Annotated in this window: 22 protein-coding genes and 1 tRNA gene; 14 read left to right on the plus strand and 9 right to left on the minus strand. The window is 64.1% G+C overall.

Annotated elements, in window-relative coordinates:
• Positions 1–158: 158 nt before the first annotated feature.
• Positions 159–1,148, minus strand: coding sequence for a potassium channel beta subunit family protein (locus K1177_RS17305; RefSeq protein ID WP_224705275.1), 990 nt, complete (start codon positions 1,146–1,148; stop codon positions 159–161).
• Positions 1,149–1,305: 157 nt separating this feature from the next.
• On the opposite strand from K1177_RS17305, the gene K1177_RS17310 reads away from it, so the two are divergent.
• Complete coding sequence (locus K1177_RS17310; protein ID WP_224705277.1) at positions 1,306–1,674, plus strand: VOC family protein; 369 nt, start codon at positions 1,306–1,308, stop codon at positions 1,672–1,674.
• Between the two features lie 15 nt (positions 1,675–1,689).
• Here K1177_RS17310 and K1177_RS17315 read toward each other — a convergent pair whose 3' ends face one another.
• From K1177_RS17315 to ilvA, 3 genes are all read right to left on the minus strand, one after another.
• The gene (locus K1177_RS17315; protein WP_224705278.1) at positions 1,690–2,391 is read right to left on the minus strand and encodes a pyrimidine 5'-nucleotidase; all 702 of its coding nucleotides are present in this window, start codon (positions 2,389–2,391) and stop codon (positions 1,690–1,692) included.
• 82 nt (positions 2,392–2,473) lie between these two features.
• Positions 2,474–3,721, minus strand: a complete 1,248-nt coding sequence (locus tag K1177_RS17320; protein ID WP_224705280.1) for a YdgA family protein — start codon at positions 3,719–3,721, stop codon at positions 2,474–2,476.
• Between the two features lie 204 nt (positions 3,722–3,925).
• Positions 3,926–5,434, minus strand: coding sequence for a threonine ammonia-lyase, biosynthetic (gene ilvA, locus K1177_RS17325; RefSeq protein WP_224705282.1), 1,509 nt, complete (start codon positions 5,432–5,434; stop codon positions 3,926–3,928).
• Between the two features lie 281 nt (positions 5,435–5,715).
• Here ilvA and K1177_RS17330 point away from each other — a divergent pair, with 281 nt between their 5' ends.
• Together K1177_RS17330 and K1177_RS17335 are read left to right on the plus strand one after the other, a co-directional pair.
• Entirely contained in the window at positions 5,716–6,348 is a 633-nt protein-coding gene (locus K1177_RS17330) for a TetR/AcrR family transcriptional regulator (RefSeq protein WP_224705284.1), read from the plus strand.
• Complete coding sequence (locus K1177_RS17335; RefSeq protein WP_224705285.1) at positions 6,349–7,845, plus strand: DHA2 family efflux MFS transporter permease subunit; 1,497 nt, start codon at positions 6,349–6,351, stop codon at positions 7,843–7,845. It abuts the gene before it with no gap.
• A gap of 128 nt (positions 7,846–7,973) precedes the next feature.
• Here K1177_RS17335 and argB read toward each other — a convergent pair whose 3' ends face one another.
• The gene (gene argB, locus K1177_RS17340; protein ID WP_396120249.1) at positions 7,974–8,804 is read right to left on the minus strand and encodes an acetylglutamate kinase; all 831 of its coding nucleotides are present in this window, start codon (positions 8,802–8,804) and stop codon (positions 7,974–7,976) included.
• Between the two features lie 271 nt (positions 8,805–9,075).
• On the opposite strand from argB, the gene K1177_RS17345 reads away from it, so the two are divergent.
• The 6 genes from K1177_RS17345 to K1177_RS17370 all read left to right on the plus strand — a co-directional run bounded on the left by K1177_RS17345 (position 9,076) and on the right by K1177_RS17370 (position 14,661).
• Positions 9,076–9,624, plus strand: coding sequence for a sigma-70 family RNA polymerase sigma factor (locus tag K1177_RS17345; protein WP_396120250.1), 549 nt, complete (start codon positions 9,076–9,078; stop codon positions 9,622–9,624).
• Positions 9,621–10,340: an anti-sigma factor gene (locus K1177_RS17350; RefSeq protein ID WP_224705302.1), complete on the plus strand. Its 720-nt coding sequence runs from the start codon at positions 9,621–9,623 to the stop codon at positions 10,338–10,340. The genes K1177_RS17345 and K1177_RS17350 overlap by 4 nt, the downstream gene beginning before the upstream one ends.
• 275 nt (positions 10,341–10,615) lie before the next feature.
• On the plus strand, positions 10,616–11,146 hold the full coding sequence (locus K1177_RS17355) for a fasciclin domain-containing protein (protein ID WP_224705850.1): 531 nt from the start codon (positions 10,616–10,618) through the stop codon (positions 11,144–11,146).
• A gap of 185 nt (positions 11,147–11,331) precedes the next feature.
• The gene (gene msrB / locus K1177_RS17360) at positions 11,332–11,823 is read left to right on the plus strand and encodes a peptide-methionine (R)-S-oxide reductase MsrB (RefSeq protein ID WP_224705852.1); all 492 of its coding nucleotides are present in this window, start codon (positions 11,332–11,334) and stop codon (positions 11,821–11,823) included.
• A 107-nt stretch (positions 11,824–11,930) separates the two neighbouring features.
• Positions 11,931–12,644: a type 1 glutamine amidotransferase gene (locus K1177_RS17365; RefSeq protein WP_224705304.1), complete on the plus strand. Its 714-nt coding sequence runs from the start codon at positions 11,931–11,933 to the stop codon at positions 12,642–12,644.
• A gap of 82 nt (positions 12,645–12,726) precedes the next feature.
• Positions 12,727–14,661, plus strand: coding sequence for a methyl-accepting chemotaxis protein (locus K1177_RS17370; RefSeq protein ID WP_224705306.1), 1,935 nt, complete (start codon positions 12,727–12,729; stop codon positions 14,659–14,661).
• Positions 14,662–14,739: 78 nt separating this feature from the next.
• On the opposite strand, the gene yihA is transcribed toward K1177_RS17370, so the two are convergent.
• The 4 genes from yihA to rpmH form a co-directional block, all read right to left on the minus strand.
• A complete protein-coding gene (gene yihA, locus K1177_RS17375) occupies positions 14,740–15,384 on the minus strand; it encodes a ribosome biogenesis GTP-binding protein YihA/YsxC (protein WP_224705308.1) in 645 nt (214 codons plus the stop codon).
• Positions 15,385–15,460: 76 nt separating this feature from the next.
• On the minus strand, positions 15,461–17,308 hold the full coding sequence (gene yidC, locus K1177_RS17380) for a membrane protein insertase YidC (RefSeq protein WP_224705310.1): 1,848 nt from the start codon (positions 17,306–17,308) through the stop codon (positions 15,461–15,463).
• A complete protein-coding gene (gene rnpA, locus K1177_RS17385; protein ID WP_224705312.1) occupies positions 17,305–17,709 on the minus strand; it encodes a ribonuclease P protein component in 405 nt (134 codons plus the stop codon). Before rnpA ends, yidC begins: the two co-directional genes overlap by 4 nt.
• A gap of 14 nt (positions 17,710–17,723) precedes the next feature.
• The gene (rpmH, locus tag K1177_RS17390) at positions 17,724–17,858 is read right to left on the minus strand and encodes a 50S ribosomal protein L34 (RefSeq protein ID WP_137150028.1); all 135 of its coding nucleotides are present in this window, start codon (positions 17,856–17,858) and stop codon (positions 17,724–17,726) included.
• Positions 17,859–18,088: 230 nt separating this feature from the next.
• Here rpmH and K1177_RS17395 point away from each other — a divergent pair, with 230 nt between their 5' ends.
• The 5 genes from K1177_RS17395 to K1177_RS17415 all read left to right on the plus strand — a co-directional run bounded on the left by K1177_RS17395 (position 18,089) and on the right by K1177_RS17415 (position 24,219).
• Positions 18,089–19,519 (plus strand): FAD-dependent oxidoreductase, encoded by a 1,431-nt coding sequence (locus K1177_RS17395; RefSeq protein WP_224705315.1) that lies wholly within the window; start codon positions 18,089–18,091, stop codon positions 19,517–19,519.
• 55 nt (positions 19,520–19,574) lie between these two features.
• Positions 19,575–21,005 carry a sensor histidine kinase gene (locus tag K1177_RS17400; RefSeq protein WP_224705321.1) on the plus strand — a complete coding sequence of 477 codons (1,431 nt, stop codon included), beginning with the start codon at positions 19,575–19,577 and terminating at the stop codon, positions 21,003–21,005.
• Between the two features lie 121 nt (positions 21,006–21,126).
• Positions 21,127–21,203, plus strand: a tRNA-Arg gene (locus K1177_RS17405).
• A 582-nt stretch (positions 21,204–21,785) separates the two neighbouring features.
• Positions 21,786–23,024: an ABC transporter substrate-binding protein gene (locus K1177_RS17410; RefSeq protein ID WP_224705323.1), complete on the plus strand. Its 1,239-nt coding sequence runs from the start codon at positions 21,786–21,788 to the stop codon at positions 23,022–23,024.
• 163 nt (positions 23,025–23,187) lie between these two features.
• On the plus strand, positions 23,188–24,219 hold the full coding sequence (locus tag K1177_RS17415; RefSeq protein WP_224705325.1) for a carbohydrate ABC transporter permease: 1,032 nt from the start codon (positions 23,188–23,190) through the stop codon (positions 24,217–24,219).

Here is a 24,219-nt window from a genome sequence, read left to right on the forward strand (position 1 = left end):
TGTAGCGTCGCCGGTGACGGCGCGGAACTAAATTCGGTGCAAGCTTGGCTTGGTTTCAAGCGGGGGCTGCGTTTGCAGGGCTGCCCGGCGACGCGGCGGGCAGCGCGCTCGACACAAGGCGTCTCCCTCCCCACCAGGAGGAGGGAGACAGCTCAGGATCAATAGCGGTCGAAGGGCTTGGGCTTGTTGCCCATGATCTCTTCGATTTTTGCAGTGACATCGGCGGTGAGTTTGTCCTTGGACTTGAGCGCCGAGAGATTGTCCACCAGCTGCGCCTTCTTGGACGCGCCCAGGATCACCGTCGAGACATGCGGGTTGCTCAGGCACCACAGCAGGGCCAAATGGTGGATCGGCAGGCCGACGTCCTTGGCCAGGCCTGCCAGCTGGCGGATCTTGTCCAGCTTGGCCTTGCCGGCTTCGCTGGTCCATTCCTTTTTCAGCCACTCATAGCCAGGCAGGTTGAAGCGGCTGTCCTCGGGGATGCCATCATTGTACTTGCCGGTCAGCGCGCCCGAGGCGAGCGGCGACCAGATGGTTGTGCCCAGGCCCATCAGGTCATAGAGCGGCAGATAGTCATGTTCGACCTTTTCGCGCACGAAGAGGTTGTACTGCGGCTGCTCCATCTGCGGGCCGATGAGATTGTTGGCGCGGGCGAAGCCCCAGGCTTCGGTGAGCTGTTGGGCATTCCACTCCGACGTGCCCCAATAGAGGATCTTCCCCTGGGTCACCAGATTGTGCATGGCCCAGACGGTTTCCTCGATGGGCGTGTCGATGTCGGGGCGATGGCAGAAATAGAGGTCGAGATAGTCCACCTGCAGGCGCTTGAGCGCGGCATGACAGGCCTCGGTGACATGCTTGCGGCTCAGGCCCTTCTGGGTCGGCTTGCTGCCGCCCCAGAACACCTTGGAGGAGACCGAAAAACTGTCGCGGCTCCAGCCGAGCTGCTTGAGGGCTGCCCCCATCAGCGCTTCGGATTCGCCGGCCTCATAGCCCTCGGCATTGTCGAAGAAATTGACGCCCTCGTCATAGGCCAGGCTCATCAGCGCCAGGGCCTCGTTCTGATCCACCTGCTTTGAGAAGGTGACCCAGCTGCCCAGCGATAGCTCGCTGACCTTGAGGCCGGATTTGCCCAAGCGACGATATTCCATGACACTGTTCCTGTTGTTTTTTGCGGCCGGGCCGCCAGACAAGCATCGGCATTCGCCGATGAATATTATCGTTCATACGATCGCTTTGTGGCGGTGTAAAGTCAGGCGCTGACCAGCGGCGGTGTGCACCGGCAGCGGCAGCGACAGGGAGGGACACATGCTGGGCGAAATCGACTCTCATGCCATTCTGGCAGTCAGCGATCTGACGCGGGCGCACCAGTTCTATGTTGACGTGCTGGGGCTGGAGCTTGTGCGCGGCGACGCCCATGTGCTGACCCTCAGGACCGGCACCAGCCAGGTGGTGATCTATGTGTCCGAATTTGCCGGCACCAATCGGGCCAACGCGCTGGTCTGGGGCGTCGGGGACAGGATCGCAACCATCGTCGCTGCGCTCGAGGCGAAAGGCGTCGTGTTCGAGCACTATGAGGGCATGGAGCGGGACGGCGATATCCATGTCGCGGGCGACTGGCGCGGCGCCTGGTTCAAGGACCCGGACGGCAATATCCTGCACCTGACCAATATCTAGCCGGCGGCGCGGCGCTCAGGGGCGTTCGCGCAGGAAGCAGGCCAGATCGTCGGTGACGTGGTGGACATGCGGGCCCGAGGCCCGGCCCAGTTCCCAGGCTTCCACCTGGTCATGCGCATAGTCTTCGCCGGCCACGACCTGCACGGTGGCCATGCCCGCCTCGTGCGGCACAACCAGGTTCTTTTCCAGATCGTCGAACATCACGGCCTTGGCCGGGTCGATGCCATGCAGGGCGAAGAACCCGTCATAGGCCGCCTTGTGCGGCTTGGGCACGAAGGTCATGGCGCGAATGTCATGCACATGCTCGAAAAGATCGCCGCCGCCCAGTTTCGCCAGCACGGAGCGCGCATGGCCGGTATCACCATTGGTAAGGATGAACTTGCGGCCCGGCAGGTCGCGGATGGCGTCGACGAGATCGGGATGGGGGATCACGGGCGAATAGTCGATGGCATGCACGGTGGACAGGAAATGGTCCGGATCGACCTTGTGCTGGCTCATCAGCCCGTTCAGCGTTGTGCCGAAATCGCGGTAATAGGTCTTCTGCAGGCTGCGCGCGTCCTCGAAGGTGAGCTGCGTCAGCTCCATCACATAATGGGTGATGCGCACGTCGATCTGCGCGAACAGGTTGCAGCTGCGCGGATAGAGCGTGTTGTCGAGGTCAAACACCCAGTCGGTGACGTGGCTGAGGCTGGGGCGCGCGGGCGAGAATGCGTTCATGCCGACACTCTAGCGCAGACTTGGTGAAAATTCACCCAACAAGGCAGTGAGGGAGCGGCGCCCGGCGCCGCTCCCTCGGGGATTACTCGGCAGCGGCGGTATTGGCCCCGACAGCCAGGCCCAGCGCGCTGATCAGTCCAGCCGGGTTCGCTGCGGCAGCTGCCAGCACCAGGATGGACGTCGGCTGCGGCGGCGCAACGCGCACTTCCAGGCTCTGCGGATCATCCAGGAACGCCGAGACCGGCGGCACCACCAGATCGGCCAGGGGCGGAATGCCGCTCTCGGCAATGATGCTGGGCAGCATGGACTTGAGGCCCGCAACGAAGGTGGCGCGGTCTGCGCCCGACTGCGACGCAAAGAAGTCCAGCAGCTTGCCGGCCAGCGACGCATCGTCGTAGCGCACCTTGGCGCTGACCACCGAGACGCCCTGCATGATGGCCATCGAGCTCATCATCTGCGCCTGAGCCAGTTCCTCGGCCGTCTGGCCTTCGGCTGGCATGGTGGCCTGCATGGCATAGATCTGGTCGAGCACGGCGGGCGTCAGGCCCGTCACGTCGGCAGAGATGTCCAGCGAACCAACGTCGGCAAAGTCGAGCAGGAAGGAGCTCAGCACCATATGGCCATCGGCCATCGACCAGGTCAGATCCTGCGTGATGTCACCCGCGATAGTGGTCAGACCCAGGGCCTCGATGACGGCGCCGGCCTGCGGATCTTCCTCGCTGACGGTGCTCAGATCCAGCGAAATGCCGGTGATGGCCATCGTGGAGGAAAGCTCGGTCAGCGCGCCGCTGCCCTGTTCGGGCGTGAAGGTCGAGCTCGCTTCCATGGACTCGATCGAGAACACTTCCTCGCCGTCGCGGGTCACCGAGACGGGGCCCGTGCTGATCGACTGCACCAGCTGAAGCAGCGCTTCGGCCGGCACGGTCTCGCCGCCCGGAATGTAGAGCCCGTCGATGCGCGCATCGGCCAGGGTCAGGTGGCCAACCGGATCGGACGCAAAATCGGTGTCGATGTCGGGAATGGTGACCGACTCGGCGGTGTAGCTGCCGTCGGCGCCTTCGGCGACGCCCGAGAACGTGATCTCGGTGTCAAAGGTCATCGGTTCCATGTCGGAGGGGGCCGCGATCAGGCCGATGGTGATGCCATCAACGGTCACGGTGTCGCCATCGAGCGTGGCGGGACCAAACTTCAGGTCGTAGCCAACGGTCTTGTAGACCTCGGCCACGCGGTCAACAAAGGCCTGGGCTTCCAGCGCCTGGGCCTGGCCCATGAGCACGGCAGTGGCCACGCCGCTCAGCAGCAGCAGGCTGGTCGTCTTGGTGATCCTCATCGTCATCTCCGGCGTGTTGTTGTCTATTGTTGTGTCGGGTTAGGCGGTGCATCCGCAGCGGACGGAGCCTGTTGGCGCAAGAAAGCCGCTTAGGCCCTGATATGCAACGGAAATTGGCCACATTGGGGCCGGTCCATCCTAGTGATCGTTTATTTCATCTTAACGACCCTTTTGGGCCGCCGCATCCCCCCCCGCAGCGGCGCCTCAAAGGAATTGGCGATAGGCCGGATTGTCGGTTTCCTCCCAATAGGGAAAGCCGATGGCATCGATATGCTCGATGAAGTCGGCACGGGTGCGCAGCGGCACCTGCACGCCCACCAGCACACGGCCATAGTCGGCACCATGGTTGCGATAGTGGAACAGCGAAATGTTCCACTCGTCCTTGAGCCCCTCGAGAAACTTGAGCAGCGCGCCTGGCCGTTCGGGGAACTGGAAGCGATAGACCACCTCGTCATCCAGATTGGCCACGCGCCCGCCCACCATGTAGCGGACATGCAATTTGGCCACCTCATTGTCGGTAAGGTCGATCACCTTGAGGCCATTGTCCTCGAGCAGGGCGATGATCTCGTGTTTCTCGGCGTCGCCGCGCGTCAGCTTGACGCCGACAAAGATCTTGGCGGTTTCGCCCGGCGCAAAGCGATAGTTGAACTCGGTGATCGAGCGCTGACCGAGCAGGCGGATAAAGGCGCGATAGCTGCCGGGACGCTCGGGGATTTCCACGGCCAGCAGAGCCTCGGCGCGTTCGCCGATCTCGGCCCGCTCGGCCACATAGCGCAGCCGGTCGAAATTGACATTGGCGCCTGAATTGATGGCGATCAGCGCGCCTTGCGGCGCCGCGCCCAGCTCAACCTGGCGGCGCAGCCCGGCCAGCGCCAAGGCCCCGGCCGGTTCGGCGATGGCGCGGTGATCGTCAAAGATGTCCTTGATGGCAGCACAGATCTCGTCGGCCGTGACGGTGACGATATCGTCGAGCAACTCGCGGCAGATGCGGAAGGTCTCGTCACCCACCTGGCGCACCGCCACGCCATCGGCAAACAGCCCCACCTGATCGAGCGCCACCGGATGGCCAGCAGCAATCGCGGCCTTCATGCTGGCCGCTTCCTCCGGTTCGACGCCGATCACTCGGATGTCGGGACGCAGGAATTTGACAAAGGCTGCAATGCCGGCGGCAAGTCCGCCGCCGCCGACAGGCACATAGATGGCGCCGATGGGCCCGGGATGCTGGCGCAGCAGCTCCATGCCGATGGTGCCCTGGCCGGCAATGACATCGGGATCGTCGAACGGATGCACCACCACATAGCCATGCTTGTCTGCCAGCGCCGCGGCATGGGCGCGGGCGGCGTCAAAGCCATCGCCGAACAGCACCACCTCGCCGCCGCGCTTGCGCACGGCATTGATCTTGATCACGGGCGTGGTGGTGGGCATCACCACGATGGCGCGAATGCCCAGGCGATGGGCCGACAGCGCCACGCCCTGGGCATGGTTGCCGGCCGAGGCGCAGATTACCCCACGCGCCCGTTCCTCGGGGTTGAGCTGGGCAATACGGTTGTGTGCGCCGCGAATCTTGAAGGAGAAGACCGGCTGCATGTCCTCGCGCTTGAGCAGCACCTCGACGCCCAGCCGGGCCGACAGCAGGGGCATGGCGTCAAGCGGGGTTTCCTCGGCAACTTCATAGACCGACGAGGTCAGGATGCGGCGAACATAATCCTGCATTTCAGGCACTCCATTTGCTCGCGGAGCAACGCCCTTGGCGCCGATTTGTCAACGGTGCCGACTGACCTCTGGCGTGCGCGCCGCCTGACTGCCCGGCGGCACTATCGTGCTGACAGCATGTGTCATTGGGCCAGTGCACATGGAGCGGGTGCGGCGGCAGGCATTGGGCGGCGTGACCACGACGCCCAGGAAGCCACCTCAAAAAACATGGCTGATCTTCCCAATCAAACGATTGATTGAGAATTGGGATGGGTGTAGATGCTCGATCAGGAGAGACAAGCATGCACCAGGATCAACCCTGTCCCTTTCCGGGCAAGCGGGAGAGTGGCGACGAACGTCGCCTGGCGATTGCCGCCGCCGCCCGCGCAATCATCTTTGAAGTGGGACTGGAAGGCCTGCGCACGCGCGACATTGCCGCGCGTGTGGGCATCAATATTGCGACGCTGCACTATCATGTGCCCACCAAGGAAGCCCTGGTTGCTCTTGTGGCTGACAGCCTGCGCCAAGAGTTCAAGGCCCAGGCACAGCGCAACACCCGTGCCGGCCGCTCTCCGCTCGAACAGCTGCGGCTCGAATTCGTCGATTTCCATGAATCCGTCCACGACACGCCCGAGCTCATCGTGGTGCTGAGCGCGCTGATCGAGAAAGGCCGGCGCGACCCGGCTATCGGCGCCATCATGACACCGCTCTACGATTATTGGCGGCTGCAGTTTGTCGACATTTTCCGCCGGGGCGTCAGTGATGGGACATTCCGACCCGACCTCGATCCCCATGCGGCGGCCCTGATCACCACCGGCGCGCTGTCGGACTATTCGCGCCAGTGGACCTCCTTCCGTGCATCCTATGAGCAGCTCACCGCTGAACTGGAGCGCGCCTTCATCGCCAATCCCTCCCTATCCAAGGACCCTTCGTGAATGTCTGCTTCCCACGCTCCCGATGCGGCGACGGCAGCACCTGATCCGCGCCGCTGGCCGGCCCTGTTCGTGCTGCTCATTGCCAATTTCATGAACCTGATCGACGTCACCATCGTCAATGTTGCGCTGCCGTCGATGCGCACCGGCCTGAACGCCACCGACAACCAGATCGAATGGGTGGTCGCGGCGTATATTCTGGCCTTCGCCCTGGGCCTGCTGCCCTTCGGGCGCTTGGGCGACATCCTGGGCCGCACGCGCCTGTTCCTGTGGGGCGTTGCCGGCTTCACCGCCGCGTCGGCGCTCTGTGGCCTCTCGCCCAATATCGAATTCCTGATCTTTGCCCGCGTGGTCCAGGGCCTGGCAGGCGCCATGATGACGCCGCAGGTGCTGGCGATCGCCACGGTGACCTTCCCGCCCCATGAGCGCGGCCAGGCCTTCTCGCTGTTCGGCCTCTCGGCCGGCCTGGCCTCGGTCTGCGGCCCCATCCTGGGCGGCATACTGGTCTCGGCCAATCTGTTCGGCATGCAGTGGCAGCCGATCTTTCTGGTCAATATCCCCATCGGCATCGCGGCCGTGGTGGCCGGCTGGTTCCTGATCCCGCGCCTGCCGGGCCATGCCGCACTGCGCAATGACTATGTCGGCATTCTGCTGTTCGGTGCCGGCATCCTGGCGGTGGTGTTCCCCATCATCGAAGGCCGCGCCTATGGCTGGCCGGCCTGGGCCTTCGCCATGATCGCGGCAGGCCTGGTGCTGCTGGGCCTGTTTGTGCTCTGGACGCGCCATCGCGCCCATCAGGGCCAGTCGCAGCTGCTCAACTTTGACCTCATCACCAATCGCCAGTTCATGTTCGGCGCCTTTGTCACCACCGTTTTTGCCTCGGGCATTCCCGGCATGTTCATGGTGATCTCGCTGCTGCTGCAGGGTGGCTTTGCCTTCACGCCGCTGGAATCGGGCCTGACCAACACGCCCTTCTCGGTCGGCGTTCTGGTCGCCTCGGCCATTGCCGGCCGCTTCGGCGCCCACTATCTGCGGGCGCGCCTGGCTACCTCCGGCGCGTTGCTGGTGATCGGCATTGGCTGGCTGAACCTTTATGTCTCCGGCGTCACCGACAGCATTGACCATTGGGCCTTCCTGCCGCCGCTGCTGATCGCTGGCGTGGGCCTGGGTCTGGGCTTTTCCTCGCTGTTCCAGCTGGTGTTGTCCAATGTGCCGCCGCGCGATGCGGGTGCCGGCTCGGGCTCGCTGCAGGCTTTCCAGCAGGTTGGCGGCGCCCTGGGCGTGGCCATCATCGGCGAGCTGTTCTTCGGCCATCTCGGCGCGGCCATGGCAACCGGCTCTGCCCCTCATGCCGCCTTCGCCGGCGCGGCCAGCACGGCACTGTGGTATGTCATCGGCAGCTTCACCGTGGTGTTCCTGCTCTCGCCGCTGTTCCGCCGCAACCCCGGCCATGGCCAGCGTCCAGCCGCTGCTGCCCCGGCCGTGGTGCTCGAACACTGATTGGTGCCAAAGGCAAGCGAAAGGGCCGCCAGCCATGGCGGCCCTTTTTGTTTGGCGCAACGACAGACACGAGCTGCAAAGAAAAAGGCCGCCCCGTGGGCGGCCTTTGATGGGGCTGGGGTATCGTCTTAGCGGACGATCAGCGTGCCAGCGCCGAATTCGGTGAACAGTTCCACCAGCACCACATGCGGCTGCTTGCCATTGAGGATCACCACGCCCTCAACGCCGCTGTCGAGCGCTTCCAGGCACGTTTCCACCTTGGGGATCATGCCGCCCGAAATGGTGCCATCGGCGATCAGCGCCTTGGCTTCGCGCACGCTGAGCTCGGGGATCAGCTTGCCGTCCTTGTCCAGCACGCCGGGCACGTCGGTGAGGAACAGCAGGCGCTTGGCGCCGAGCGAGCCGGCAATGGCGCCGGCAAAGGTATCGGCATTGATATTGTAGGTATTGCCGTCGCGGCCCGGGGCCACCGGCGCGATAACCGGGATCATCTCCGAGCGGGCCAACAGGTCGAGCAGCGTGCGATCGACTTCGACGGGTTCACCCACATAGCCCAGATCAAGCGCGCGCTCGATGTTGGACGAAGGGTCCTTGACGGTCTTTTCCGCCTTGCGGGCAAAGACCATGTTGCCGTCTTTGCCGCACAGGCCGATGGCCCATTCGCCCTCGGCATTGATCAGGGCGACGATTTCCTTGTTGATCGAGCCGGCCAGGACCATCTCGACCACTTCCATGGTCCGCTTGTCGGTGACGCGCAACCCGCCTTCGAACTTGGATTCGATGCCCAGGTTCTTGAGCATCAGGGCGATCTGCGGACCGCCGCCATGCACCACGATGGGATTGACCTTGGACTGCTTGAGCAGCGCGATGTCGCGCGCGAAGGCCTGGCCCAGCTTGGCATCGCCCATGGCGTGGCCGCCGTATTTCACCACGACCGTCTTGCCCTCGTAGCGCTGCATATAGGGCAGGGCCTGGGCGAGAATGCCGGCATCGTGGCTGAACCGGTCGGTCAAACTGCTTTCTTCGGACATCGGCGGACCCAATCGGTTGGTCGAACGGCACTAAAAACCCGCAACGGGCATAAAGCATCGGGGAGCAAAGGAAAAGGCGGTTGCGCCTGTTTCTCACTGATCCACCGCGCCCCCTGCTGCGTTCAAGCCATGGCTAATCCCAAGAACCGGGCAAGGGGCGGGATAGGCAGTCAGCAGGAGGTGCGCTACAGCTATGGCCATGACACAGACACCCTCGCAGGATATTGCCGAGTTGATATCCCGCTGCGCCCTGCGCGACCGTGCTGCATTTCGCTTGCTCTATGAACGCACCAGCGCGAAACTTTTCGGCGTTACCCTGCGTATCTTGAGAGACCGCTCGGAAGCGGAAGAAGCCGTGCAGGAAGTCTATGTGAAGATCTGGCAACGCGCCGATCGTTACGTCGCCGGCACCACCAGCCCCATCAGCTGGCTGGTCGCTGTGGCCCGCAACCATTCACTGGACGTTCTGCGCGCCCGCCGCCCGCCTTCCGACGACATCGACGAGGCTATTGATATTGCCGACAGCGGCCCCTCCCCGGAGCGGGCCACCCAGGACAATCAGCAACGCGGCCAGATCGAGAATTGCCTAGGCACGCTCGAGCCCGATCGTGCCGACGCGGTGCGCGGAGCCTACCTCGATGGCTATAGCTACGAGGAACTGGCCAGCCGCTACGCCGTGCCCTTGAACACGATGCGGACCTGGCTGCGCCGGAGTCTGATCAAATTGAAAGACTGCCTGAGCGCATGAGCACCGGTGAAGACAGCGACAGAGACATTGAAGGCCGCAACGCCTTGGTGGCCGAGTATGTGCTCGGTCTGCTGCCGTCTGGTCAGCATGAGCGCGTCGCGCGCCTGATCGAGAACGATCAGCGCCTGCGTGCCGAGCGTGATTTCTGGCAGTCCCGCTTCTCGGCCCTGGATGACCAGTTTGAGGAAGTGGTGCCGCCGCGCCACCTGCTCGGCGCCATCGAAGCGCGTGCCTTTGGCGAAACCGTGGCATCCGGCCCGGTCGCCCGCTTCTGGGACAATCTCAATCTTTGGCGCGGTATCGCCGCCGGTGCCCTTGCCGTGGCCGTGGCCGCTGTGGGCTTCAACCTGATGCAGCCCGCCGCCGATGTCTCGAGCCTGACGACCCAGCTTGTTGCCGCGCTTGAGGAAGAGGGCAGCAATGTCAAATTCGTCGCGCTCTACGATGGCGCCGGCAATGTGCGGCTGACCGCACTGTCTGGAGAGCCTGTGCCCGACAAGGATTTCGAGCTCTGGGCCATCCAGGGCGGTAACAATCCTGTGTCCATGGGCGTGATCCCGGTGGCTGAGCGCAGCTCCGTTGCCGTGACGCCTGATGTACTCGCCGGTTTGGGCGAAGGCTCGGTCTTGGCCATCACGCTCGAACAGGCTGGCGGCTCACCCGACGGCCTGCCGCATGGGCCCATCGTGGCCAAGGGCGCGGTGACCCGCATCTAGTCTATCGGACTGCTGGCGCAAGTCTAAAATCTTGTGGCGAAATTGTGTCCGCTATCCTTTGGGGTGGCGGGCGCCTCTGTGTTGATCGATGGCTGAACAGGCGTCGAAAAAGAAAATACTGCGTCAGCGTTCTTTTTGACGATTTTTCTGAAATCAGGTGAAACTAATCTGCGGGCCCTGCCGTTTCTCCCTATGTCCCAGACGAAAAATGGGAACCAAACACAGGAAGGACTACGTCAATGACCCTCTCGATCCGCGCTCTCTCGCTCGCTGCCATGCTCTCGGTTGCCTCTGTTGCCGGCGCAATGGCGCAGGACAATCCGATGGTTGGCGGCGCCGCCATGTATGCCGACAAGAACATTGTCGAAAATGCCGTGAACTCGGCTGACCACACCACTCTGGTTGCCGCCGTGCAGGCTGCTGGCCTGGTGGAAACCCTGTCCGGCCCCGGCCCGTTCACCGTTCTGGCCCCCGTCAACGCAGCCTTCGACGCTCTGCCGGCCGGCACTGTCGAAACCCTGCTGAAGCCCGAAAACAAGGAAATGCTGTCCACGATCCTGGCTTGCCATGTGATCCCGGCCAAGGCCCTGTCCACCGACATCGTCGGCATGGTTGAAGCCGATGGCGGCGAGCATGTTGTGGACACCGTTGGTGGCTGCAAGCTGACCCTCAAGGCCGCTGACGGCAAGGTCACCGTGACCGACGAGAATGGCACCGTTGCCAACGTGACCATCGCCGACGTGATCCAGTCCAATGGCGTGATCCACGTGATCGATGCCGTGCTGACCCCCAAGTCCGCCATGTAACCAAGCAATGCGCCAGACCGAATGGCGCATTGAGAGAAGCGGCATCCGGTTGCTTCTCACCATAACTTGACGTGGCATCGCCTTGCCCAAGGTTCTACGATGCCCGTCAACCAGCCCCGCGCCGCGCCCGCAGTCCCTCCTGCGCTGCCTGGTGCGGGGCAATCGCATTGAGGAGAACGCATATGATCATCGATCGTCGCAACCTGCTCGCCGGCGGCACTGCCCTGGCCGCCCTGGCCGGTGTGTTCGGCCTGCGCCTGACGGGCTCCGCCGATGCAGCCGAAGGCAACTTCCCCTTCAAGCTCAGCGATGCCGAGTGGAAGGCCAAGCTCACCCCCGAGGCCTATGACGTTCTGCGTCACGAGGCCACCGAGCGCCCCTACACGTCTCCGCTCAATGACGAGCACCGCCCGGGCACATTTGCCTGCGCCGGCTGCGACCAGCCGCTGTTTGCCAGCGAGACCAAGTTCGACAGCGGCACCGGCTGGCCGAGCTTTTACACCTTCATCGATGGCGCCATCGGCACCTCCGAGGACACGAGCCTGTTTATGACCCGCACCGAAGTGCACTGCTCCAATTGCGGCGGGCATCAGGGACACGTGTTCGAGGATGGCCCGGCCCCCACCGGCCTGCGCTATTGCATCAACGGCGTCGCCCTCAAGTTCCTGCCAGCCTGATCGCGGCTTACACCTGACGCCTGTGCATGCCCGCCCCTCCCGGCGGGCATTGCCTTGGGCCCGATGCCGGGGTTAAACCCCGACGCAGCCAGGAGCCCAAGCCCGATATGAAACTGACCATTGTCCAGACCGGTGAAGTCCCCCTGCCGCTGCGCGACCGCTTCGGCCCCTATCGCAAGATGTTCGAGGCGATGTTCGATCGGACCGGGCAGGGCTTCAGCTATGAGACGGTCAATGTCGCCGATGGCGAGCCCTTTCCGGATCTGGCGGGTGTCGAGGGCATTGTCATCACCGGCTCGGCTGCCGGTGTCTATGACGACCTGCCCTGGATGAACCCCCTGCGCAGTTTCATCCGCGATGCCTATGGCCGACGCACGCCCATGCTGGGCGTCTGCTTTGGCCACCAGATCATGGCCGATGCGCTGGGCGGGGATGTGCGCAAGTCAGAGAAAGGCTGGGGCCTGGGCCGGCACAGCTATCGCCTCATCGGCCAACCTGACCTGCTGCGCGGCGCGCCGTCGAGCGTGGCGGTGGCCTGTTCACACCAGGACCAGGTGATCGTGCCGCCATCGGAGGCCGAGGTGATCCTGGCCTCCGACTTCACCCCCAACGCGGGCCTGGCCTATCGCAACGGCGCCGCCCTCAGCTTCCAGCCCCATCCTGAATTCGAGGACGACTATACCCTGGCCCTTGCCGAGATGCGCCGTGGTAAGGCCCCCGACGCGGTGGTCGACAGGGCCGTGGATTCGATATCCACGCCATCCGACAGTGGGCTGGTCGCCAATGCCATTGCCCGTTTTTTGGCTCGATCAGGCATTTAAGTGCGCGCAAACGGCTTTGCCGCAACGATGAATTAACCCAAACGCGCCAAATTTCTTCGGATATATCTCGGAGGGCGCCCGTATGCTCAACATCAATCGCTGGTCAGTCATTCAGAAGCTTCTGGCCGTTTTTGCCGGTTTCGGCGCGGTTGTGAGCCTGTTGGGCGCTGTGGCGCTCTATGGCGCCTATGACCTGGCAGCGCGCGGCGACGCCATTGGCGCCCGGCTTGCGCCACTGGGCGATGCGGCCATGGAGATCAAGCTCAACGCCACCACCGGACACCTCTATTTTGAAGAGATCATGGGCGGCGACGAGTCCGAGAGCATTGACGCCTTCTGGGGCTATCTGGACGAAACCCAGTTCTACATCGACGCCATCGGCAAGGGTGCAAAGAACGAGGAAGGCACGTTCATTGCCACCGACAATCCCAAGGTGCTCGCTGAACTGGCCGATGTGCAGTCCGCGCTGGACGCGTTCCGCGTCTCGGCCGAACAGCGCTACGCCCAGCGCGGCGGCGACGCCGGCGCCGGGACGCCTGCCGACGCGGCCTTTGACGCCAGCTTCGATACGCTGATCACTGCCGCCGACCTGGTGGAGACTGAACTGCATACCGCCATGGAACAGGGGCTCGATGCCCTGGCCAATGCGCGGGTCTTTGCCATGATCTCGCTGATTCTGGCCGGCGTTGGCGCCGCGTCGGGCTGTACCATGGTGATCGTCTTCTTCATCCGCGTGGTCTCGAGCCGCCTGCGCAGCCTGGTGGCTATTTCCAAGGCGCTGGCCGCCGGCGACACCAGCGTCGACATTCCGGCCCAGAAGGCCCAGGACGAGCTGACGGTGATGTTCGACGCCTTCACCGGCTTCAAGGGCGCCCTGGCAGAAAAGGCCGCCTTCGAGCAGGCCGATCGCGCCCGCGGCGCCGAGAGCCTGCTGCGCCAGCAGGCCTCCGATCGCCTGGCCGGCGACCTCAGCACCACCGTCGATGCCGTCATGGACGGCGATCTCTCCCGCCGGGTCGACGACCGCTATGAACAGGCCGACCTCGCCAGTCTCGCCGGACAGGTCAATGCCCTGATCACGGCCATGGACACCGGCCTGAGCGAGACCGACCGCGTGCTGGCGGCCCTGGCTAATGCCGACCTGACCCAGCGCATGACCGGCAATTTCCGCGGCGCTTTCGCCGACCTGCGCGACAATACAAATGCGGTGGCCGACAAGCTCTCCGATGTCATGCAGGAGCTGCGCAGCACCTCCCGCGCCCTGCGCACGGCCACGGGCGAAATCCTGGCCGGTGCCAATGACCTGAGCGAACGCACCACCCGCCAGGCCGCCACGGTGGAACAGACCTCCGCCACGGTCGAACAGCTGGCCGCCACGGTGACCGAAAATGCGGCTCGCGCCGAAGACGCCAATGGCGCCGCCACCGCGGCCGCCCGCATCGCCATTGAAAGCGGTTCGGCCATGGAGAATGCTACCGCTGCGATGGAACGCATTTCGGCCGCCTCGGCCAAGATTTCCAACATCATTGGCCTGATCGACGACGTGGCCTTCCAGACCAATCTGTTGGCGCTCAATGCCTCGGTGGAAGCCGCCCGCGCTGGCGAGGCCGGCAAGGGCTTTGCCGTGGTCGCCATCGAAGTGCGGCGCCTGGCACAGTCGGCCGCCGAAGCCTCGCTGGAGATCAAGAAGCTGATCGAGCTGTCCGTCGGCGAAGTCCAGTCCGGCACCGACATCGTGATGGGCGTGGCCGATCGCGTCGGCGCGCTCAACGCCTCGGTCACCGAGAGCGGCAAGCTGATCAGCGAAATCGCCAAGGCCAGCCGCAGCCAGGCCGCTGCCATTGCCGAGGTCAGCGTCGCCGTGCGCCAGATGGACGAGATCACCCAGCACAATGCGGCGCTGGTGGAAGAGACCAATGCCGCCATTGAGCAGACCGAATCCCAGGCCAGCGAGCTTGATCGCATCGTCGCCGGATTCAACCTCACTGAAACCGCCCGCGCCCGCCGCGCCGCCTAGTCGGGGCAGGACGCAGGAATGCAAAAGCCAGGCGCGAGCCTGGCTTTTTTTGTTACCGGCGCTGCGTGCTCGACCAGTCTAGCTTTCGAGCAGCATGGCGATTTCGGTGCGCAGCTCCTTGAGGCCCTCGCCCTTGACCGATGAGGTCTCGATGACATGCGGATGGGCGGCTGGCCGCTTGGCGATGGCCGCCTGGGTGGCCGCAATCACCTTGGCCAGTTCCTCCTTGCCCGGCTTGTCAGCCTTGGTCAGCACCACCTGATAGCTGACCGCGGCCTTGTCCAGCTCGTTCATCACTGTCAGGTCATTGTCCTTGGGCCCATGGCGGCCATCGACCAGCACATAGACCCGGCGCAGCGTGGCCCGGCCGGTGAGATAGCGATGGATCAGCTTGGTCCAGGCGCGCACCTTGTCCTCGGGCGCCCTGGCATAGCCATAGCCCGGCATATCCACGATACGCAGCGGCTCGCTCTGGCTCTCGAAGATGTTGAGCTCCTGCGTGCGGCCCGGCGTATTGGAGGTGCGCGCCAGCCCAGAGGTGCCGCACAGGGCATTGATCAGGCTCGACTTGCCCACATTGGAGCGCCCGGCAAAGGCGATCTCGACCTGATCCATGGGCGGCAGGTCGGCAATGCTGACGCAGCCTTTGACGAACAGGAACGGCCGGGCGAACAGCAGCCGACCGCGCTCGATCATCTCGGGGGCATAGTCGATGGTGCTCATGAGGGCCTCGTCTTCAAACAATGAGCCCGCCGGGCAAGGCCGGCGGGCAGGAGGGTGGTCTGACCGGTGTGCGCGATCAGGGCTTGGTCGGTTCGCTGGCCTTGGGCTTGCGACGGAACGCGTCCAGGATATTGCCCAGCAGGTTCACCTCGGCGCCATGGCGCTTCATGATGAAATACTGCTGCGCCACCGACAGCGTGTTGTTCCAGGCCCAGTAGATCACCAGACCCGCCGGGAAGGTGCCCAGCATGAAGGTGAAGATCACCGGCATCCAGTTGAAGATCATCGCCTGGGTCGGATCCGGCGGTGGCGGGTTGAGCTTCATCTGCACCCACATGGTGATGCCCATGATGACAGGCCACACGCCCAGGTGCAGGAAGCTGCCAATGATCGGCAGCGCGGTCGGATCCCAGGGGATCAGGCCGAACAGGGTGAAGATATTGGTCGGATCGGGCGCTGCCAGATCCTGGATCCAGCCAAAGAACGGCGCATGGCGCATGTCGAGGCTGATGAAGATGACGGTATAGAGCGCAAAGAACACCGGAATCTGGATCAGCACCGGCCAGCAACCGCTGAGCGGATTGATCTTTTCCTTCTTGTAGAGCTCCATCATGGCCTGCTGCTGGGCAGCCCGGTCGTCCTTGAGACGCTCCTGGATGGCCTTCATTTCCGGCTGCACGCGGCGCATGGCGGCCATGGACGCATAGGAGCGGCTGGCCAGCGGGAAGAACAGCGCCTTGACGATCACGGTCACCGCCAGAACGGCCAGGCCGAAATTACCGATCAGCCCATTCAGGAACGTCAGCAGATAATACATCGGCTTGGTCAGGAAGCTGAACCAGCCCCAGTCGATCAGCAGGTCGATACGGTCAAAGCCGTAAGTCTGCTGATAGCTGTTGATCACCGATTCTTCCTTGGCGCCGGCAAACAGATAGCTCTGGTGGGTAACGGTGCTGCCGGCAGCGACCACGACCGGCGTGGTTTCCACAAAGCTGGTCTGGTAGTCGTCATAGCCGGCGTTGTTCTTCCAGGAGAACAGCGCATTGATATTGGTGTTGGGCTTGGGCAGCACGGCCGTGGCCCAGTATTTGTCCGAAAAGCCCAGCCAGCCGGTGGTGTTGTCGAAGCGCGCCTGCTGATCCTTCTGCAGGTCCGAGTACTTCTTGGACACCATGTTGTTCGAGCCCAGCACGCCATGGGGGCCTTCGTGCTGGATGAAGAAATTGGCGACCTTGGGCGTGCCGTGGCGGGCAACGCGGGCATAGGGGAAGAGCGCCACATCGCTGCTGCCGGTGTTCTCGATCGATTGATCGACCGTGAACAGGTAATAGTCGTCCACACTGAAGGTGCGACGGAAGATCAGGCCCTGGCCATTGTCCCAACGCAGCGTGACAGGCGTGGCCGCGGTCAGCGTGGTGGCGTCACCCTCGACGGTCCAGACGCTCTTGCTGTCGGGCACCACCACATCGGTGCCGCTGGCCGGCACCCAGCCCTGCTCGGCAAAATAGGCATTGGGCGCGCCCGCTGGGGTCAGAAGCGTGATGATGGGCGACGTCGGATCGACCGTTTCGCGATACTGCTTGAGCTCAAGGTCATCCAGACGCGCGCCGGTGAGGTTGATCGAGCCAGCCAGGTCGGGCGTATCGATGGCGATGCGATCGCTGGCCGCGATGGCCTGGGCGCGGTCGGCATAGACCGGCGCGCCATCGCTGCTCACGGCGCCCGGCGTGCCGGCTGCCGCAACGGCATCGGTCGAGCCGGCCGACGGAGTCGCCAGCGCGGCCTCGGACTGCGCCTGCTCGGCCGCCAGCTGCGCCTGCTGCTGGGCCTGTTCCATGCGGGGGCCGGCAATGAAGAACTGCCAGCCAAACAGCACGAGCATGCTCAGCACGATGGCCAGGATCACATTGCGATTATCGTTCATGGGTTCGGTTTCCGTGGGCCGCGGCCGGAAGAGTGTCGTTGGTCAGGCGATCTGGGGGCGTGCACACGCACAATCAAGGCCTCCAGATCGGCAACCAGTTTGGCAAAGGGTTCGCTCAGCGCTTCGCGCCGTCCGACCAGCACATAGTCGTGGGCGGGCACAAAGTCACGCGCGCATGCTGTCACAGCCGCGCGAAGACGACGTTTTATGCGATTGCGTTCGGGGGAATTGCCCGTCTTCTTGGTGACGGTAAAGCCGATCCCCGCCTCGGGCAGGGGAGCCGGCACGACCTGTAGCCCAAACGCAGAGCGCCCGGCGCGATTGCCCCGGGCAGCCCTCTGGAATTGGGAACGCTTGGTCAACCGACGCAGGGCGTCGGGCTTTGGCGCATTGGCCGTCATCCGGCCAGGCGGCCTTAGGCCGTGAGCTTCTTGCGGCCGTCGCGGCGGCGACGGTTGATGATCGCACGACCGTCCTTGGTGGCCATACGGGCACGGAAACCGTGGCGGCGGGCACGCACGAGCTGGGACGGCTGATAAGTACGTTTCATGTCATCAAACCGCGCGGGGCACGGTTCCTCTGGCTGGGCTGCTCATGAGCAAGAATATCGGACACACATCGAGCGCTGGGCGCCCACGGTGCGGGTTGGTGGCGTCTATAGGGAAAACTTGGCCCCAAGTCAACGCGCCACACCACAGTTCCGCACTGGCCATGCCCCGTTGTTTTCTGCGCGCGATCGCCGCATAAGTCCAGCTGTCGTTCCCTAGCCATTGGCCTGTCATGGCAGATCTCCTCAAGCCCGATCTCTGCATCATCGGCGCCGGCGCGCTGGGTCTGGGTCTGGCCGTGCGCGCCCGACAGGCCGGGCTGAGCGTGGCGCTGGTCGATACCGGCGTGCCCGTGCCGGGCGATGCGCCCCAGGCCGCGATGCAGCGTGCGGCGCTGATGGCGAGCGCCAATCGCGCCCACGCCATTCGCACCGCCGGGGCATTTGGCATGGCCAATGGCGAGCCCAAGCCCAATTATCGCACCATCGGCGAACGCGCCGCTGCGCTGGCAGCGGGCATGCAACCCGAGATGGCGCCCGAGCGCCTCGATGCGCTGGGTATCGAGCGGCTCGCCGGTGCCACGGCCTTCACCGGGCGCCGTGCGCTCAAGGTGGGCGATACGCCGGTCGCCGCTGGCCATTTCGTGCTTGCCACCGGCGCGCAGCCGCTATTGCCCGATCTGCCGGGAATTGATGCGGTGGCCTATTTCACCCCGCAATCGATCCTCGACAACATGCGCAAGCTCAGCCACCTGCTGGTGCTGGGCGGAACGCCCGTGGCTGTCGAGCTGGCGCAGGCCTATGCGCGCCTAGGCGCCGAGGTGACCCTTGTGCCGCAGGGGGCGCTCTTGCCCGGCTTTGATAGCGATCTGGTGGCCATGCTGCTGCGCAGCCTCGCCGACGAGGGCCTGCGCATCCTGCCCGAGACCAGTGTCACCGCCATTCAGCCGCGCAGCCAGGGCACCGGCATCAGTCTGCTCCACGGCGATGGCAGCGCGGGTTCGCTCGATATTTCGCACCTGCTGCTGGCTATGGGCGACATGCCTGCGCTCGACGCCGACATGCTGGCCCAGGCCCGGCTGCGCCCCGACCGTGCCCAGCCCGGGCGCATCCAGCTTGGTCCAGAGGGGCAGACCAGCAATCCGCACATATGGGCCGTCGGCGGCGCTGCCGGCATCTCCGACCCAGCGCAGGCACAGTTGCAGGTCGAGAGGCTGCTGCAGCGCCTATTGGGGCACCCGCTGCCGCCCACCCCGGCCCATCTCGGTCCCCGCCTGATCCGCACCGACCCGCCGCTGGCGCAGACCGGGCTGGTGCTGTCGACGGAGGCGTTGCGTCCCGGCCAGAGTGTCTTGCGCGCCAACCTGGCCGAATCCATTGCCGCCCGTGCGGGCGGCGCGCCACGGGGCAACACCAGCCTGATCGTCAATGCTGCCGGCTCCATTTTGGGCGGGGCCATGCTGGGGCAGGGCGCTGACAGCGTCGTCGCAGCCCTGGCCCTGGGCATGGCCCGCGGCCTGTCGGTGGCCGACCTTGCCGGCCTGGCCGTTCCACCTGAGAGCGCCGGTAGCCTGCTGGCCCAGATCGGCCGGCAATATAGCGCCAGCCATCCGCCTGGGCGGCTGGCGCGACTGCGTGCACGCCTGAGCCAGATCAGGCGCTGAATTCCTTCCCGCCGGGGACTTACGCAGGGCGCGAATTTGCCTGTATTGTCAGGCCATGCCAACCATTCGCCGCGTGCTGCCTAGCCTGTTCTCCGGTCTGTCGATCAAGCTCATCGCCACGATCAGCGCGGTGATTCTTCTTGTCGAAGTGGTGGTCTATCTGCCCTCCTTGGCCAGCTACCGCGCCAATTGGCTCGATGATCGCCTGCGCGTCGGCGTGGTGGGGGCTCGCGTGCTCGATGCCGTGCCCGACGTCATGGCCCTGCCGCGCAACCTGACAGACCGGCTGCTGACCTCTGCGGGCGCCTATGCCATCGTCTATCGCCGCGAGGGCCAGAGCCAGCTGATCGAGCTGGCCGATCCGGTGACGCCCGAGGAAGTGGTGACCGCCGACATGCGCAACCGCGACCTGCCCACACTGATCCTGGGCGCTTTCGATACGCTGTTTGCCAAGCCCGGCCGCACCCTGCGCATCGTTGGCCCCGGCGATCTCGACCAGACCATGGTCGAACTGTTGATGCCCGAGCGGCCGCTGCGCGAGGATCTGGTGCGCTATTCGGTGCAGATCGTGCTGGTCTCGCTGGTGCTGGCCATCCTGACCGCGCTGGCGCTCTACCTGTTGGCCAGCGTGCTGCTGATCCAGCCGGTGCGACGCCTGACGCAGAACATGCTGGCCTTTCGCCGCGCGCCCGAGAATGCCAGCCTGATCATCAACCCGTCCCAGCGCCGCGACGAGATCGGCATTGCCGAGCGCGAACTGGCCGCCATGGAGACCGATATCTTCTCCCTGCTGCGCCAGCGCCGCCATCTGGCCGATCTCGGCCTGGCCGTAGCCAAGATCAACCACGATCTGCGCAACACGCTCAGTTCTGCCCAATTGCTGTCCGATCAGGTGGCCACGCTCGATGATCCCAATGTGCAGCGCCTGGCGCCGCGCCTGGTGACGACCCTCGACCGCGCCATCGGTTTTGCCCAGTCCGTGCTCGACTACGGTCGGGAGACGGCGGTGCCACCCGAACTGGCGCCGGTGCTGCTGCGCGGCATGGTGGAGGAGGCGGCCTTTGATGCGCGTCTCTCTGGCCATCCTGCGATTGCCTTCGTCAATGACGTGCCGGGCGGCATGGTGCTCAATATCGACGCGGTCCAGATGGGTCGTGTCCTGCTCAACCTGCTCAAGAACGCGCGTGAGGCACTTGAGGCGGCCGGCAGCAAGGTCACCGATCCGGCAGTGCGGGTCACGGCCGACCAGACGCCGCTGGGCGTGACCATCTCGGTGTCCGACAACGGTCCCGGCCTGCCGCCGCGGGCGCGCGACAACCTGTTTGTCGCCTTTGAAGGCTCTGCCCGGGCCGGCGGCACGGGCCTGGGCCTGGCCATCGCCCGCGAGCTTACCCAGGCCCATGGCGGGCGCCTGAGCTTTGTCGATCCGCCGGTTGGCACCCAGTTCGATCTCTTCCTGCCGGCCAGCCTGCTGTTGAAAACCTGACGGCTGGAGAAAAACTGTCATCCACGCTTGCCAATCGGAAAACGCCCCTGTATGGGTGGCGCCGCTTCAGTCAGCAGGGCATTGCCCCGCCACTGAACACCGCCGTCCAAGACGGCCGTGCGCGCCCGTAGCTCAGCTGGATAGAGCACCAGACTACGAATCTGGGGGTCAGGAGTTCGAATCTCTTCGGGCGCGCCATTTCACTTTCCTTGATGTCGGACCGATGCGGACGCGGCAGGCGTGCCAGGATTTCTGGCGCGGTTTTGTGCGTCTGCCTGCGCTCGACGTTCGGGACTGTCCAATCAGCCCGGGCCGGAAAACAGCTGTCCGATCGGCGTTTACGGGTCGATGCGGCTAGTCTGCACCGCCAGTTTGTAGCCTCAGCCCGTTCGCTTGCGTGCCACGGGTGATCGGCGGCGTCCGGCTTTCAATGGCACTGCCCCGGCTGGGCTGAGGCAGTCCGCCCGTCTTGATCCCTCTCCGCGACACGATCGTGGCCCCGGTCTTGATGCCGCACCAGCAATCGGCGCAGGGCCAGGACGCCCGTGTTGCGCCGGGCATGGTCGGTTTGGAGCAGGCGCTGCACAGGTCTGCAACGACCGGGCAACGGGACCATTGCGCACGGCGGAATGTTATGCTTAGTTTGCGTTTGCATACGAATGCAAAACGATCATGCATACGTATGCGGAGGGTTGGAACGTGGAGTGTTGCGCAGCGGCATCCGCCGGACTGCGCAACGAGGGTGGGTGCAATAGAGTACCCGAAGTCAGGAGAACCAATATGAAGCCCATTCTTACGCTCGCCGTATCGGCGATCGCACTTGCCCTGGGGACGGGCGCCGCAATGGCCGATTGCGGCATCGAAGCCGGTTCCGTGCGCATTCTGAGCAACGACTTTGAAGCGCTGCGGACCATCAATGCCACGGCCGAGGAATGCGCCTCCGGCGCCGTCACCGTGACAGCCAACGCAACGGCCGAACACAAGAACATCCAGGTGCCGGCACTGACCATCAATCCCGCGGAATATTCCGTGGCGGTGGTTGCCAACAATTCTATCGTGCCCCTGCTTAACGATGACCTGATCCGCCCGCTCGATGATCTGGTTGCCAAGTATGGCCAGAATCTCCAGCCCAGCCAGCTGGTCAAGATCGACGGCAAGATCATGGCCGTCGCCTTCATGGGCAATGGCCAGCACATGTTCTACCGCAAGGACATTCTCGAAAAGGCCGGCGTGCAGCCCCCCACCAGCTATGACGACGTGCTCGCCGCCGCTGCCGCGATCAAGGCGGCTGGCCTGATGGAGCATCCGCTTGCCGCTTCGGTGAAGCCGGGTTGGGATCTGGCGGCCGAGTTCGTCAATTCCTACCTGGGCACGGGTGCCGAGTTCTTTGCGTCCGGCAGTGCCGAATTGACCATCGACAACGACAATGGTCGCGAAGTGCTGCGCGTCATGCGCGATATGATTGCCTATATGGATCCGGACTACCTGACCTTCGACGCCAACGAAATCCAGAAGGAATATGAGGCGGGCAATGTCGCCATCATGAACGAATGGGGCTCGCTGGGCGGCGCCATTCTGGATAGCGAAGGCGCCGTCGATGGCGTTGTCGAAAACACCGTGCTGGCCGCTGCGCCGACCATTGGTGGCGGCTCAATCCCCGCCGCTGCGCTGTGGTGGGACGGCTTCACCATTGCCAAGAACATTTCCGATGAAGACGCTGCGGCGTCCTTCCAGGCCATGGTCCATGGCATCAGCCCGGAAATGATGATGGCGCACAAGGATCAGGCCACCTGGCTCATCGCCGGTTTCGAGCCCGGTCCGGCAGCCGTCGGCGTCATCGCCAATGCCAATGGCGGCGCCCGCGCCTACCCGATGCAGCCCTATATGGGTCTGCTTCACACTGCCCTGTCGACTGAACTGGCTGAATATGTGGCCGGCTCGGAAGATGCCGAACAGGCTCTGGCCGACGTCAAGGCCGCCTATGACACGGCCGCGCGCGAAGCCGGCTTCCTGCAGTAAGTCCGGGTCGGACACACCGTCTTGCCTCCTCCCGTCATCGGGGGGAGGCACCTGGTCCCCTGAGCGGTCAAATGGCCCGCCGGACTATTGATGGCTTGGCTTTTTCCGCCTGGCTGTTCCACCATCATTTCGACTTGGCCGGACGCTTCCAGGGAGGCAGGCAATGCCACACAAGACATTCTTTGCGTTCATCCTGCCATCGCTGATTGCCATGGTGCTGTTCATTGCCCTGCCGATCGTCTCGGTCGTCGTGCAGTCTCTCTATGTCAGCCATGAGCAGGTCATGGTCGAAGTCGAGAACTGCCAGCCCTTTGGCGGCTGCTCCAAGGAATTGCGCGTCGACACCGAAGCCACCGCCGCCCTGCGCGAGGAACAACCCCTCGGCCGCTTCAATGGTCTGGCCACCTATGTGAACCGGGCCCACCTTGCCACCGACGAGCTCGGCGCGATCCTGGCCAGCGATCGCGACCTTGGTACCAAGATGGCGCAGATCCTCAACCTGCCCTTCTACAAGGCGCTGATCTTCACGCTGGTCTACTGCTTTGTCGTCACCCCGCTGGCCATGGCGCTGGGCTTTGCCATCGCCCTGGCCGTGAACGCCCTGCCGAAGGTGACCAAGGGGCCGATCATCTTCTTCTCCCTGCTCCCCATGATCATCACGCCCCTGATCGGCTCGCTGATCCTGTACTGGATGCTCAGCCCCAACGGCATATTGGGCGCGACGATCCAGCACATCTTCAACGACCCCACGCTGTCACTGCGCGCGTCGCCGGCGCTGACCTGGGGTGCGCTTCTGACCTATGGCGTCTGGACCAATGCGCCGTTCTCCTTCGTGGTCTTTTATGCAGGCCTGCAGACCGTGCCCGGGGACACGCTGGAATCGGCGATGATTGACGGCGCCTCGCGCTGGGAGCGCATTCGCTATGTCATCATTCCCCATCTTGCGCCGCTCGCCACCTTTGTCGCGCTGGTGCAGCTGATGGACAATTTCCGCGTCTTTGAGCCCATCGTCGGCTTCTCGGCCGAGGCGAATGCCACCTCGCTGAGCTGGCTGATCTATAATGACCTCTCCGGCGACTCCCAGCAATTTGGTTCTGCCGGCGCCACCTCGGTGCTGACCATTCTGGGCGTCGTCATCCTGCTTTCGCCGGTGCTGATACGCACCTGGCGCGAATTCAAACACAAGGCGGTGTGA

Source organism: Devosia aquimaris, from assembly GCF_020169335.1.
Lineage (GTDB): Bacteria > Pseudomonadota > Alphaproteobacteria > Rhizobiales > Devosiaceae > Devosia > Devosia aquimaris.